Source organism: Mycobacterium sp. Marseille-P9652, assembly GCF_902652685.1.
In the GTDB taxonomy this organism is placed as follows: Bacteria; Actinomycetota; Actinomycetes; order Mycobacteriales; family Mycobacteriaceae; genus Mycobacterium.
Map to the genome: position 1 here is coordinate 1 of NZ_CACRUY010000030.1, position 12242 is coordinate 12242.

General features: G+C 69.5%; 12 protein-coding genes. 8 read left to right on the top strand and 4 right to left on the bottom strand.

What is annotated here, in order from left to right; genetic code table 11:
* The 3 genes from GPY60_RS16205 to GPY60_RS16215 form a co-directional block, all read left to right on the top strand.
* Positions 1-1019, top strand: a 1019-nt coding sequence (locus GPY60_RS16205; protein WP_231639686.1) for a MinD/ParA family ATP-binding protein, incomplete at its 5' end; no start/stop codon positions are given.
* Between the two features lie 23 nt (positions 1020-1042).
* Positions 1043-2554: an Asp-tRNA(Asn)/Glu-tRNA(Gln) amidotransferase subunit GatB gene (gatB, locus tag GPY60_RS16210; RefSeq protein ID WP_156688708.1), complete on the top strand. Its 1512-nt coding sequence runs from the start codon at positions 1043-1045 to the stop codon at positions 2552-2554.
* Between the two features lie 97 nt (positions 2555-2651).
* Positions 2652-3191, top strand: coding sequence for a flavin reductase family protein (locus tag GPY60_RS16215; protein WP_156688761.1), 540 nt, complete (start codon positions 2652-2654; stop codon positions 3189-3191).
* Positions 3192-3243: 52 nt separating this feature from the next.
* Here GPY60_RS16215 and GPY60_RS16220 read toward each other — a convergent pair whose 3' ends face one another.
* Positions 3244-4365: a PQQ-dependent sugar dehydrogenase gene (locus GPY60_RS16220; RefSeq protein ID WP_156688709.1), complete on the bottom strand. Its 1122-nt coding sequence runs from the start codon at positions 4363-4365 to the stop codon at positions 3244-3246.
* A 230-nt stretch (positions 4366-4595) separates the two neighbouring features.
* Between GPY60_RS16220 and GPY60_RS16225 the strand changes: the two genes are divergently transcribed.
* Positions 4596-5453 (top strand): DoxX family membrane protein, encoded by an 858-nt coding sequence (locus GPY60_RS16225; RefSeq protein ID WP_156688710.1) that lies wholly within the window; start codon positions 4596-4598, stop codon positions 5451-5453.
* Between the two features lie 4 nt (positions 5454-5457).
* Here GPY60_RS16225 and GPY60_RS16230 read toward each other — a convergent pair whose 3' ends face one another.
* Positions 5458-5796: a PH domain-containing protein gene (locus GPY60_RS16230; RefSeq protein ID WP_156688711.1), complete on the bottom strand. Its 339-nt coding sequence runs from the start codon at positions 5794-5796 to the stop codon at positions 5458-5460.
* A gap of 301 nt (positions 5797-6097) precedes the next feature.
* Between GPY60_RS16230 and GPY60_RS16240 the strand changes: the two genes are divergently transcribed.
* The 3 genes from GPY60_RS16240 to ilvC are packed head-to-tail and all read left to right on the top strand — an operon-like array spanning position 6098 to position 9509.
* Positions 6098-7963 carry an acetolactate synthase large subunit gene (locus GPY60_RS16240; protein WP_156688713.1) on the top strand — a complete coding sequence of 622 codons (1866 nt, stop codon included), beginning with the start codon at positions 6098-6100 and terminating at the stop codon, positions 7961-7963.
* Positions 7963-8469, top strand: coding sequence for an acetolactate synthase small subunit (ilvN, locus tag GPY60_RS16245; RefSeq protein WP_156688714.1), 507 nt, complete (start codon positions 7963-7965; stop codon positions 8467-8469). The genes GPY60_RS16240 and ilvN overlap by 1 nt, the downstream gene beginning before the upstream one ends.
* Before the next feature lie 38 nt (positions 8470-8507).
* Complete coding sequence (gene ilvC, locus GPY60_RS16250; RefSeq protein WP_156688762.1) at positions 8508-9509, top strand: ketol-acid reductoisomerase; 1002 nt, start codon at positions 8508-8510, stop codon at positions 9507-9509.
* A 31-nt stretch (positions 9510-9540) separates the two neighbouring features.
* Here ilvC and GPY60_RS16255 read toward each other — a convergent pair whose 3' ends face one another.
* A complete protein-coding gene (locus GPY60_RS16255; protein ID WP_231639687.1) occupies positions 9541-9864 on the bottom strand; it encodes a hypothetical protein in 324 nt (107 codons plus the stop codon).
* 5 nt (positions 9865-9869) lie between these two features.
* Positions 9870-10469 carry an NAD(P)H:quinone oxidoreductase gene (gene wrbA / locus GPY60_RS16260; protein WP_156688715.1) on the bottom strand — a complete coding sequence of 200 codons (600 nt, stop codon included), beginning with the start codon at positions 10467-10469 and terminating at the stop codon, positions 9870-9872.
* Positions 10470-10615: 146 nt separating this feature from the next.
* Between wrbA and serA the strand changes: the two genes are divergently transcribed.
* Positions 10616-12202 carry a phosphoglycerate dehydrogenase gene (gene serA, locus GPY60_RS16265; protein ID WP_156688716.1) on the top strand — a complete coding sequence of 529 codons (1587 nt, stop codon included), beginning with the start codon at positions 10616-10618 and terminating at the stop codon, positions 12200-12202.
* Positions 12203-12242: the final 40 nt, after the last annotated feature.

Sequence of the window (12242 nt, forward strand, 5' to 3'; positions counted from 1 at the left end):
CGGCAGTCGCTGCGCGAGGCCGACCGGCTCCGGCGCCGCGACTGCCGTCCCGGCCACGCCGCGACCGCTTGCCGGGCGGCACCGCGCTCGACAGCCTGGACGAGCCGGAGCCCGACGGTTCGGGCGGTTCCGGCTGGCGAGACGTGGTGTCCCGGGTGACCGGGATCGCGGGCAAGCGCTCCGGCTACGAGCAGGAACTGCGCGCCCGGATCCGCAAGCCGGTGGGTGCCGCGTTCCCGATCGCGGTGCTGAACCTGAAGGGCGGGGTCGGCAAGACGGCGGCCGTGGAGGCGCTGGGCTCGAGCTTTGCCCATGTGCGCGACGACCACGTCGTGGCCGTCGACATGGACGCCGGGGACCTGGTGGAGCGGCACGGCCGCCGCAACCCGCTGAACATGGCGGACCTGCTGGCCGACGACAAGGTGACCCAGTACAGCGACGTCCGGGCGCACACGTTCATGAACAGCCTGGGCTTCGAGGTGCTCGGCCCTCCCGACTACGCGCGCACCGACTGGCGGCCCGAGCGTCGCGACGTCGCCCGGGCGCTGTCGATCCTGCGCAACCACTATTCGGTGGTGCTGGTCGACTGCGTCAAGGAGCTCAATTCGCCGGTGATGGAGGCGGTGCTGCCGGAGTCTCATGCGCTCGTGGTGGTGACCAGCACCGCGCTCGACGCGGTTCGCAAGACCAGAACCTCGCTGGAGTGGTTGCACCACAACGGGTATCGCCGGCTGTTGAGGTCGACGGTTCTCGTGATCAACCATGTGCAACCCGGGAAGGTCGACGATGTCGCCGCCAAGGAACTCGAGCTGTTGTCCGCTCGGGTGGCGGCAACGGTGGTGCTGCCCTTCGACCGGCACGTCCACGAGGGCAAGCAGATCTCGCTGGACCGGATGAGCAAGGAGAGCAGGCGCAGCTATCTGGAGATGGCGGCCGTGCTGGCCGACATGTTCCCGGGCACGTCCGCGGAGCGCGCCCCGCGCGTCGTCGCCGCTCGCCCGCCGCGCCGTCCCGCCTGACGAGCACCTTTAGACTCGACGGCATGACTGTTGCCGCCGGCGCCGAGCTGATGGACTACGACGACGTCATCGAGCGTTTTGACCCGGTGCTCGGGCTCGAGGTGCACGTCGAGCTGTCCACCGCGACGAAGATGTTTTGCGGCTGCTCCACGAAGTTCGGCGGCGAGCCCAACACCCAGGTGTGCCCGGTGTGCCTGGGGCTGCCCGGGTCGTTGCCGGTGCTCAACCAGGCCGCGGTCGAGTCGGCGATCCGGATCGGGCTGGCGCTCAACTGCGAGATCGTGCCGTGGTGCCGGTTCGCCCGCAAGAACTACTTCTACCCGGACATGCCGAAGAACTACCAGATCTCGCAGTACGACGAGCCGATCGCGATCAACGGCTACCTCGACGTGCCGCTGGAGGACGGCAGCACCTGGCGGGTCGAGATCGAGCGCGCGCACATGGAAGAGGACACCGGCAAGCTGACCCACCTGGGCAGCGAGACCGGCCGGATCCACGGCGCGACCACGTCGCTGCTCGACTACAACCGCGCCGGCGTGCCGCTCATCGAGATCGTCACCAAGCCCATCGTCGGGACCGGCGAGAAGGCGCCGCAGATCGCCCGCGCCTACGTGACGGCGCTGCGAGACCTGCTGCGCGCCTTGGATGTTTCCGACGTCCGCATGGATCAGGGCTCGATGCGCTGCGACTCCAACGTCTCCCTCAAGCCGAAGGGGGCGGCCGAGTTCGGCACGCGCACGGAGACCAAGAACGTGAACTCGCTGAGAAGCGTCGAGGTCGCCGTGCGCTACGAGATGCAGCGCCAGGCCGCCGTTCTGGCCTCCGGTGGCCGAATCACGCAGGAGACCAGACACTTTCACGAGGCCGGCTACACCAGCCCCGGCCGCACCAAGGAAACCGCGGAGGACTACCGCTACTTCCCCGAGCCCGACCTGGAACCCGTCGCGCCCAGTCGCGAGCTGGTCGATCGGCTGCGCGAGACGATCCCCGAACTGCCGTGGTTGAGCCGCAAGCGGATTCAGGACGAGTGGGGCGTTTCCGACGAGGTGATGCGCGATCTCGTCAACGCCGGCGCCGTCGACCTGGTGATCGAGACCGTCAAGCACGGCGCGCCCAGCGAGCAGGCGCGCGCCTGGTGGGGCAACTTCCTCGTGCAGAAGGCCAACGAGGCCGGCATCGCGCTGGACGAGCTGGCCATCACCCCCGCGCAGGTCGCCGCGGTGATCGCGCTGGTCGACGAGGGCAAGCTGTCCAACAAGCTGGCCCGCCAGGTGGTCGAGGGCGTGCTGGCCGGGGAGGGCGAGCCGGACCAGGTGATGGCGGCGCGCGGCCTGGAACTGGTGCGCGACGACTCCGTCACCCAGGCCGCCGTCGACGAGGCCCTGGCCGCCAATCCCGATGTGGCCGAGAAGATCCGGGGCGGCAAGGTGGCCGCCGCGGGCGCGATCGTCGGCGCGGTGATGAAGGCGACCCGCGGGCAGGCGGACGCCGCCCGGGTGCGCGAGCTGGTCCTGGCGGCCTGCGGGCAGGGCTGAGCCGCCCTCGCGAGACGCACAGTCGGCGCAAAAACGCCCGGGACCGCTCCCGCGGACTCATGATGTTGACGTGGTCGACGAAACCTTCGAGGACCTGATGGCCATGCTCGACGGCCCGGCGTTCGTGGTGACGACCCAGGCCGACGGCCAGCCGTCGGGCTGCCTGATCGGCTTCGCCACCCAAACCAGCGTCCAGCCGCCGAGTTTCATGGCCGTCCTGCCCCGCAGCAGCCACACCTGCGAGGTGGCCCGCCGGTCCGGGCACCTGGCGGTTCACGTGCTGGCGCAACGCCAGACCGCCCTGGCCGAACTGTTCGACGGCGAACCGGACGCGCTGGCCGGTCCCTTCAAACGCTGCTCGTGGCGTGCGGGCCCGTGCGGGATGCCGATCCTCGACGACGCGATCGCATGGTTCGTCGGCAGGGTGGCCCACTGGATCGACATCGGCGATCACGTGGCCTTCATCATGGAACCGGTCGCGGGGTGGGCCCCGGAAAGCGACGACGACGTGCTCTACCTCTTCGACCTCGAGGACGCCGGCCCGGGCCAGGAGACGCCCGAGCGGTTCGTCCTGCACAAGCCGGCCGCCGAGCCGCGCAAGTACGGCCTGCGGTTCACCCTCGAGGGGCCCGTCTAGGCCCGATCGCCCGGCTCCTCAGCGGGCCGACACGGCCCGCATCGTCGCCGGGCTAGGTCTTGTCGTCGTTGTTGCGCGGGAAGCCGCCGCCCTGCGGGAACAGCGGGAACACCACGTCGTCGAGCTTCTCGGCGTCCCCGGCGGTCTTGTTGACCGTTGCGCCCCAGACGTTTCCGTCCGGCGACATGCGTAGCGCCCACGCGTGCGCGTGGGTGTCCTTGCGGACGACGTCGGGCTCGCCCGTCACCGCACCGGTCGACGGGGCGAGGCGAACGGCGACCGTCAGCTTGGTGTTGATCAGGTTGACCAGAACGGTGCCGTCCATCGCCGCGCAACCGGCCACGCCCGGCTTGTCCGGCCACGTCCACACCGTCGAGACCTCCGAGGTCTTGGTGATGCGCTGCAGCCGGTCGGCCGTGGGGGTCCGGTCGGCGACGTAGAGCGAGCCGTCGACGGGGTCGGTGCACAGCCCGCCGCCGGCACCGACGCCGGACAACGCGGTCGTCGGCGGCGCCTGCCCGATGGTCGTCGGCTGCTCGATGCGCAGCACCTTGCCCGCCAACGACTTCGGGTCGGCAGCCATCGCCGGGTTGCCCGCGTCGCCCGTCATGACCACCAGCGTGGTCGGACTGGTGAAGATCAGCGCCCCGGTGTTCCCGGTGGCGCCCTTCGGGATGCCGGTCAGGATGTCCTTCGGGATGTCGCCGTCGGCGATGCGGATGACCCGGTTGTCGGTCGGCGTGCTGATGTAGGCGTACATCAGGCGGTCCTGGTTGTAGGTGGGCGACAGCACGATGTCCATCAGCCCGCCGTCGCCGGACGGGTCGACCGGGATGACCACCTTCACCTTCGGTTCGGCGTTGACGGCGATCTCCTTGACGGCCCCGGTGGTGCGTTCGGCGACCAGTGCGGTTTTGCTGTCGGGGCCCATGATGAGTCCGCTGGTGCTCTCCAGGCAGCCCTGCATCACGCCCGGGGCCGGGCACGCCTTCGGAAACGGTGTGGGCGGCAACGGCGGCGGCGGGGGAGGCGTCGAGCTGGGCTGCGGCTTGAGCTCGGGAGCGGTGGTGAACGGCTGGGACGCCGCGTCGTTGAACCGCGCGCACCCGCTCGACGCCAGCACGACCGCGCACAGCGCGGCGAGCCCGCGTGCGACCGACCGCCGTATCCGCATGACCGACAGGCTACGGACAGGGCGGGCGTCGCCGCCACACGCCCGGGTCGCGTGCCTCGAGACGCTGACCGGCACGGGTACCGTCCGGCGCCGCTTTTCGGCAGCGCGGAACCGCCGGTGCGGCGATTTGGGGCCATTTTGGCCCGGTTTGGCGCGCTCGCGGCAATTGAGGCGGCGAAAGCGCCGGTCAATACGCGGATTCAGGACCTTTTGCCCTTACCCTGACACCCGTGACCAGTCAACCGCATGACGCACATTGGCAGCGGCCCGGCGAATCGCCGCCGCCGACCCCGGGTCGCCCCGCCTCGGCGCGCGTGGTCGACCCCGAAGACGACCTGACGCCGGTCGGGTATCCGGGCGACTTCGGGACCACCACCGTCATCCCGTACCAGGACCCCGGTCAGGCCCACGGCACCGGATCCTCCCCGTACAACGTCCTCGATCACCAGGAACCGCTGCCGTACGTACAGCCGGCGTCGCCGGCGCAGGCGGCGCCCATCTCGGCCACCGAGCCCACCCACATCGACGGCGATGAGGACCGCGATCGGACGCCCGCCGGCGGGCGCCGCGGCACCCAGCACCTGGGTTTGCTGGTGCTGCGCGTCGGGTTGGGCGTCGTGCTGGCCGCGCACGGCCTGCAGAAGCTGTTCGGCTGGAGCGGCAGCGGGGGCGTGACCGGGCTGCGCAACTCCCTGTCGGACGTCGGCTACCAGCACGCCGACGTGCTGGCATATGTCAGCGCGGGCGGCGAGCTCGTGGCGGGTGTCCTGCTGGTGCTGGGGCTGTTCACCCCGGTGGCCGCCGCCGGGGCGCTGGCGTTCCTGATCAACGGCCTGCTGGCGACCGTCTCGGGCAACTCGCGCGGGCATGCGTTGTCCTACTTCCTGCCGCAGGGGCACGAGTACCAGATCACCCTGATCCTGCTCGCCGCGGCCGTGATCCTCTGCGGGCCCGGGCGCTACGGCCTGGACGCCGGGCGGGGTTGGGCCCATCGACCGTTCATCGGGTCGTTCGTGGCCCTGCTCGCCGGCATCGCCGCCGGCGTCGGCGTGTGGATCCTGCTCAACGGCGTCAACCCGATCGCCTGAGCCGTCACTGATACGGGTTGGGCACCCGTCCCGCGCTCGCCTCGGTCAGCTCCGGCAGCGTCGCGAACGTCACCGCCGGCAGGCGCAGCTCGCCGCCGTCCTTGAGGCGGGCCCGCGCCCAGTTGCCGCGGTGGAAGCGCAGCCCGTCGATGTCCTCCCAACGGACCGTGCGGCTCTTGAACAGCGTGCGAACTGTCACGCCCTCGCCGTCGGCCACGGTGCGCAGCCGGACGATCAGCGCCGACAGCGCGACGGGGATGATCAGCAGCGGCACCGACGCCGGCCACACCAGGACCGGGATCAGCAATCCCAGGGTCAGATAGCCGACGGCGAGGTGCGCCATGGGGGAAACCTTGATCACGACGGGTGAGGCAGTAACCACCCACGCATCATCCCACCCGCGCGAACGGGCGGCGGATTTGACGGCTGAGCTGTGCGAAGGCTACCTTCGGACACTATGGATACCGCCGGAAAGCCCGGGATGCTCGTAGTAATCAGTCGGCGCGTTGGTGCCTGACTAGCTTCGTCAGCATTCCGCAGCGATCCAGCACCAACGCGACCCTCGTACAGCAGCCAGCTGACGGGGGTTTTTTCTTGCGTACGAGACTGTCGAACTTAAGACCAAGAGGACAAGAGGACTTCACGTGAGCGCACCCGCCAGGCCGCACGCCGCGCAGCCGCGCGCGGCCGAAATCGCTTCGGACGCCGCCGAAACCCCCGCGGCCGCCCCCACCGCGCACCCCAAACGCGTTGCGCCCGAGCAACTCACCGGTGCGCAGTCAGTGATCCGGTCGCTGGAGGAACTGGGCGTCGAGGTCATCTTCGGCATCCCCGGCGGCGCCGTGCTCCGCGTCTACGACCCGCTGTTCGACTCGAAGAAGCTGCGCCACGTGCTCGTCCGCCACGAGCAGGGCGCCGGCCACGCCGCCAGCGGCTACGCCCACGCCACCGGCAAGGTGGGCGTCATGATGGCCACGTCGGGTCCCGGCGCCACCAACCTGGTGACCCCGCTGGCCGACGCGCAGATGGACTCGATCCCGGTGGTCGCGATCACCGGGCAGGTCGGCCGCACCCTGATCGGGACGGACGCCTTCCAGGAGGCCGACATCTCGGGCATCACGATGCCGATCACCAAGCACAACTTCCTGGTTCGCTCCGGCGACGAGATCCCTCAGGTCATCGCGGAGGCGTTCCACATCGCCGCCTCGGGCCGGCCCGGAGCCGTGCTCGTCGACATCCCCAAGGACGTGCTGCAGGGCCAGTGCACGTTCCACTGGCCGCCGCGGATGGAGCTGCCGGGCTACAAGCCGAACACCAAGCCGCACAGCCGGCAGGTCCGCGAGGCCGCCAAGCTGATCGCGGCCGCCCGCAAGCCGGTGCTCTACGTGGGCGGCGGCGTGATCCGCGGCGACGCGACCGAGGAACTGCGCGAGCTGGCCGAGCTGACCGGCATTCCCGTCGTCACCACGCTGATGGCGCGCGGCGCATTCCCGGACAGCCACCGCCAGCACCTGGGCATGCCCGGCATGCACGGCACTGTCGCCGCGGTGGCGGCGCTGCAGCGCAGCGACCTGCTGATCGCGCTGGGCACCCGCTTCGACGACCGGGTGACCGGAAAGCTCGACACCTTCGCGCCGGAGGCCAAGGTCATCCACGCCGACATCGACCCGGCCGAGATCGGAAAGAACCGGCACGCCGACGTCCCGATCGTGGGCGACGTCAAGGCCGTCATCACCGACCTGATCGCGATGCTGCGGCAGCGCGAGATCCCGGGCAGCGTCGACATGACGGACTGGTGGGCGTATCTGGACGACGTGCAGTCGACCTATCCGCTGAGCTACGGCCCGCAGAGCGACGGCAGCCTGAGCCCTGAGTACGTGATCGAGAAGCTCGGCCAGATCGCCGGGCCGGACGCGATCTACGTCGCCGGTGTCGGCCAGCACCAGATGTGGGCCGCGCAGTTCATCTCGTACGAGAAGCCGCGCACCTGGCTGAACTCGGGCGGCCTGGGCACCATGGGGTTCGCCGTCCCGGCGGCCATGGGCGCCAAGATGGCCCGGCCGGACGCGGAGGTGTGGGCCATCGACGGGGACGGTTGCTTCCAGATGACCAACCAGGAGCTGGCCACCTGCGCGATCGAAGGGGTGCCGATCAAGGTGGCGCTCATCAACAACGGGAACCTGGGCATGGTGCGCCAGTGGCAGAGCCTGTTCTACGAGGAGCGCTACTCGCAGACGGACCTCGCCACGCACTCGCACCGCATCCCTGACTTCGTGAAGCTGGCCGAGGCGCTGGGCTGCGTCGGATTGCGTTGCGAGCGTGAAGAAGACGTGGTCGACGTGATCAACCAGGCGCGGGCGATCAACGACCGGCCCGTCGTCATCGACTTCATCGTCGGCGCCGACGCGCAGGTGTGGCCCATGGTCGCCGCCGGCACCAGCAACGACGAGATCCAGGCCGCCCGCGGCATCCGCCCGCTCTTCGACGACGAGAGCGAGGGGCACGCCTGATGGGTACGGTTACGCATACGCTGTCGGTGCTCGTGGAAGACAAGCCCGGTGTGCTCGCCCGCATCGCGGCGTTGTTCTCGCGGCGCGGGTTCAACATCCAGTCGCTGGCGGTCGGCCCCACCGAGCAGAAGGACATGTCGCGGATGACGATCGTGGTATCCGCGGAGGAGACGCCGCTCGAGCAGATCACCAAGCAGCTCAACAAGTTGATCAACGTCATCAAGATCATCGAGCTCGACGAGGACAACTCGGTCTCCCGCGAGCTGGCGCTGATCAAGGTTCGCGCCGACGCCGGGAGCCGCAGTCAGGTGATCGAGGCCGTGAACCTGTTCCGCGCCAAGGTGATCGACGTGTCGACGGAAGCGCTGACCATCGAGGCCACCGGCAACCGCGGCAAGATCGAGGCGCTGCTGCGGGTGCTCGAGCCGTTCGGCATCCGGGAAATCGTGCAATCGGGAGTGGTGTCGCTGTCGCGCGGTCCGCGCGGTATCGGCGCCGCCAAGTAACTCATCAAACGAAAAGGAATCACGCAGTGGCATTGGAAATGTTCTACGACGACGACGCGGACCTGTCGATCATTCAGGGCCGCAAGGTCGGTGTGATCGGCTACGGCAGCCAGGGGCACGCGCACTCGCTGAGCCTGCGCGACTCCGGCGTTCAGGTGCGCGTGGGGCTCAAGGAGGGCTCGAAGTCGCGGGCCAAGGTCCAAGAGCAGGGCCTGGACGTCGACACGCCCGCCGAGGTCGCCAAGTGGGCCGACGTGATCATGCTGCTGGCGCCCGACACCGCGCAGGCCGACATCTTCGCCAGCGACATCGAGCCCAACCTCAACGACGGCGACGCGTTGTTCTTCGGGCACGGCCTCAACATCCACTTCGGGCTGATCAAGCCGCCCGCGAACGTCACCATCGCGATGGTTGCGCCCAAGGGTCCCGGCCACCTGGTGCGCCGCCAGTTCGTCGACGGCAAGGGCGTGCCCTGCCTGATCGCCGTCGACCAGGACCCGACCGGTCAGGGCGAGGCGCTGGCCCTGTCGTACGCCAAGGGCATCGGCGGTACCCGGGCCGGGGTCATCAAGACCACTTTCAAGGACGAGACCGAGACCGACCTGTTCGGCGAGCAGGCCGTGTTGTGCGGCGGCACAGAGGAATTGGTGAAGGCCGGTTTCGACGTGATGGTCGAGGCGGGCTACCCGCCGGAGATGGCGTACTTCGAGGTGCTGCACGAGCTGAAGCTGATCGTCGACCTGATGTACGAGGGCGGCATCGCGCGGATGAACTATTCGGTGTCCGACACCGCCGAGTTCGGCGGCTACCTGTCCGGCCCGCGGATCATCGACGCCGGCACGAAGGACCGGATGCGCGAGATCCTGCGCGAGATCCAGGACGGCACGTTCGTCAAGAAGCTCGTGGCCAACATCGAGGGCGGCAACAAGCAGCTCGAGCAGCTGCGCAAGGAGAACGCCGAGCACCCCATCGAGGTGACCGGCAAGAAGCTGCGCGACCTGATGAGCTGGGTCGACCGGCCGATCACCGAGACCGCCTAGTCTTCGGACGCCGAGCGGTCGGCGAATGGGGTTACAGCACCCGGTATCCCATGTCGCCGAGCGCCCGGGCGGGGGATCTGCCGTCGGCACTGCCGGGCAACTTGTGCTCGGACACGATCTGCAGCGCCTCGCCGCCGGTCACCCCGTACAGCGCCGTCGAAACGGGATCCTCGGGCGGAGCGGGTGGGCTCTGAATGCTGACCGCCCACATCGATTTCGAGGCCGCGACGATTCGGTATCCGCACAACGGCGGATCCACTTCGTACAGTTCGAGGTCGCCAACGGCGAACAGGGGTGCGACCGTGTTCGGCACCGACCCGATCCGTCGCGCCGTGCCGATGACGTCGCCGGCCACGATCGTCAGCCCGCCAGGTGACCGGCGATCGAAACCACCCGGCGCGCAAGGTGGTCCAGCGCATTCTCGGTGGCCTCGTCGCACTGGTCGATGTTGTGGTGCGTCGACACCAAGCTCACCCCGTACGGGTTGCCGTCGACGAACTTCACCGGGTCGGTGTATCCGGGCGGCACGATGATGCCGCCGAAATGCATCAGCGTGATGTAAAGGCTGAGCAGCGTGGTCTCCTGACCGCCGTGCAGGGTGTTGGACGACGTGAAGGCCGCGTAGACCTTGTCTGCCAGCTTGCCCTGCGCCCAGAAGCCGCCCAGCGAGTCCAGGAACGCCCGCAATTGCGCTGCGGGAGAACCGAAGCGGGTGGGGGAGCCGAAGATCACCGCGTCCGCCCACACGATGTCGTCGCCGGTGGCCGCGGGAAGGTCCTTTGTCGCTTCGTAATTCGCGGTCCACGCCGGGTTGTGCGCGAACGATTCCGGCTGCTGGGTTTCGGCGACGTGCCGGAGGCGGACCTCGGCGCCGGCCGACTCGGCCGTCGCGGCGACGCGCCGCGCCATCGAGGTGCCGTGTCCCGTCGCGGAGTAGTAGATGACAGCCAGTTTCGTCACGGCGTCATCGTAAGCCGGGGCCGGGTGCGCCCACCGCGGGAAGCCCGGCCGGAGACTCCTGTGGCGGATGTGGTTCGCCGATCGCGCGGTGTCCGCCGCGACGACGGCGACGCGAACGCCCCGATGGCAGCCGATAGTCTGTCCGGGTGAATCTGCCTGTTGTATTGATCGCCGACAAACTCGCCCAATCAACCGTCGCAGCGCTGGGAGACCAGGTCGAGGTGCGCTGGGTGGACGGGCCGGACCGCGAGAAGCTGCTGGCGGCGGTTCCCGAGGCCGACGCGCTGCTGGTGCGCTCGGCGACCACCGTCGACGCCGAGGTGCTCGCCGCGGCGCCCAAGCTCAAGATCGTCGCCCGCGCCGGGGTGGGGCTGGACAACGTCGATGTGGACGCCGCCACCGAGCGCGGTGTGCTCGTGGTGAACGCCCCCACGTCGAACATCCACAGCGCCGCCGAGCATGCCCTGGCCCTCCTGCTGGCCGCCGCCCGCGAGATCCCGGCCGCCGACGCCTCGCTGCGCGCCCACACCTGGAAGCGGTCGTCGTTCTCCGGCACCGAGATCTTCGGCAAGACGGTCGGTGTCGTGGGCCTGGGCCGCATCGGCCAGCTGGTCGCCCAGCGCCTGGCGGCCTTCGGCGCCGACCTGATCGCCTACGACCCCTACGTGTCGCCGGCCCGCGCCGCGCAGCTGGGCATCGAACTGTTGTCCCTCGACGACGTGCTGGCGCGCGCCGACTTCATCTCCGTGCACCTGCCGAAGACCCCGGAGACCGCCGGGCTGATCGGCAAGGAGGCGCTGGCGAAGACCAAGCCGGGGGTCATCATCGTCAACGCCGCCCGGGGCGGGCTCGTGGACGAGGCGGCGCTGGCGGAGGCGATCGGCAGCGGCCACGTGCGCGCGGCCGGCCTCGACGTGTTCGCCAAGGAGCCGTGCACCGACAGCCCGCTGTTCGAGCTGCCGCAGGTGGTGGTCACGCCGCACCTGGGCGCGTCCACAGCCGAGGCGCAGGACCGCGCGGGCACGGACGTCGCCGCGAGCGTGAAGCTGGCGCTCGCCGGTGAATTCGTGCCCGATGCGGTCAACGTCGGCGGCGGGGTGGTCAACGAGGAGGTGGCCCCCTGGCTGGACCTGGTGACCAAGCTGGGCGTGCTGGCCGCCAAGCTGTCCGACGGGCCCCCGGTTTCGCTGTCCGTCCAGGTGCGTGGCGAGCTGGCATCCGAAGACGTTGAGATCCTGAAGCTTTCGGCGCTGCGGGGGCTGTTCTCGGCCGTCATGGACGGTCCGGTGACCTTCGTCAACGCGCCGGCTTTGGCGGACGAGCGTGGCGTCACCGCCGAAATCGCCACGGCCACCGAGAGCCCCAACTACCGAAGCGTCGTCGAGGTGCGGGCCGTCGCCCCCGACGGCTCCTCCGTCACCGTCGCCGGGGCGCTTTCCGGGCCGCAGCAGGTGGAGAAGATCGTGCAGATCAACGGCCGCCACTTCGACATGCGCGCCGAGGGCACCAACCTGGTCATCAACTACCACGACCAGCCCGGCGCGCTGGGCAAGATCGGCACCCTGCTGGGCGGTGCGTCGGTGAACATTCACGCTGCGCAGCTGTCGGAGGACGCCGAGGGCCCGAGCGCGACGATCGTGCTGCGCCTCGACCGGGACGTGCCCGAGGACGTGCGGTCGGCGATCGCGGCGTCGGTCGGCGCGAACAAGCTCGAGGTGGTTGATCTGTCGTGAAGCGCGCCGGCGACGATGCAGAACGACGTGATGAGGAGGA

Excerpts from the sequence above, each read along its gene's own strand:
- gatB (WP_156688708.1), top strand. The coding sequence starts at position 1,043 with ATGACTGTTGCCGCCGGCGCCGAGCTGATGGACTACGACGACGTCATC.
- GPY60_RS16215 (WP_156688761.1), top strand. The coding sequence starts at position 2,652 with ATGGCCATGCTCGACGGCCCGGCGTTCGTGGTGACGACCCAGGCCGAC.
- GPY60_RS16220 (WP_156688709.1), bottom strand. The coding sequence starts at position 4,365 with ATGCGGATACGGCGGTCGGTCGCACGCGGGCTCGCCGCGCTGTGCGCG.
- GPY60_RS16230 (WP_156688711.1), bottom strand. The coding sequence starts at position 5,796 with ATGGCGCACCTCGCCGTCGGCTATCTGACCCTGGGATTGCTGATCCCG.
- ilvN (WP_156688714.1), top strand. The coding sequence starts at position 7,963 with ATGGGTACGGTTACGCATACGCTGTCGGTGCTCGTGGAAGACAAGCCC.
- ilvC (WP_156688762.1), top strand. The coding sequence starts at position 8,508 with ATGTTCTACGACGACGACGCGGACCTGTCGATCATTCAGGGCCGCAAG.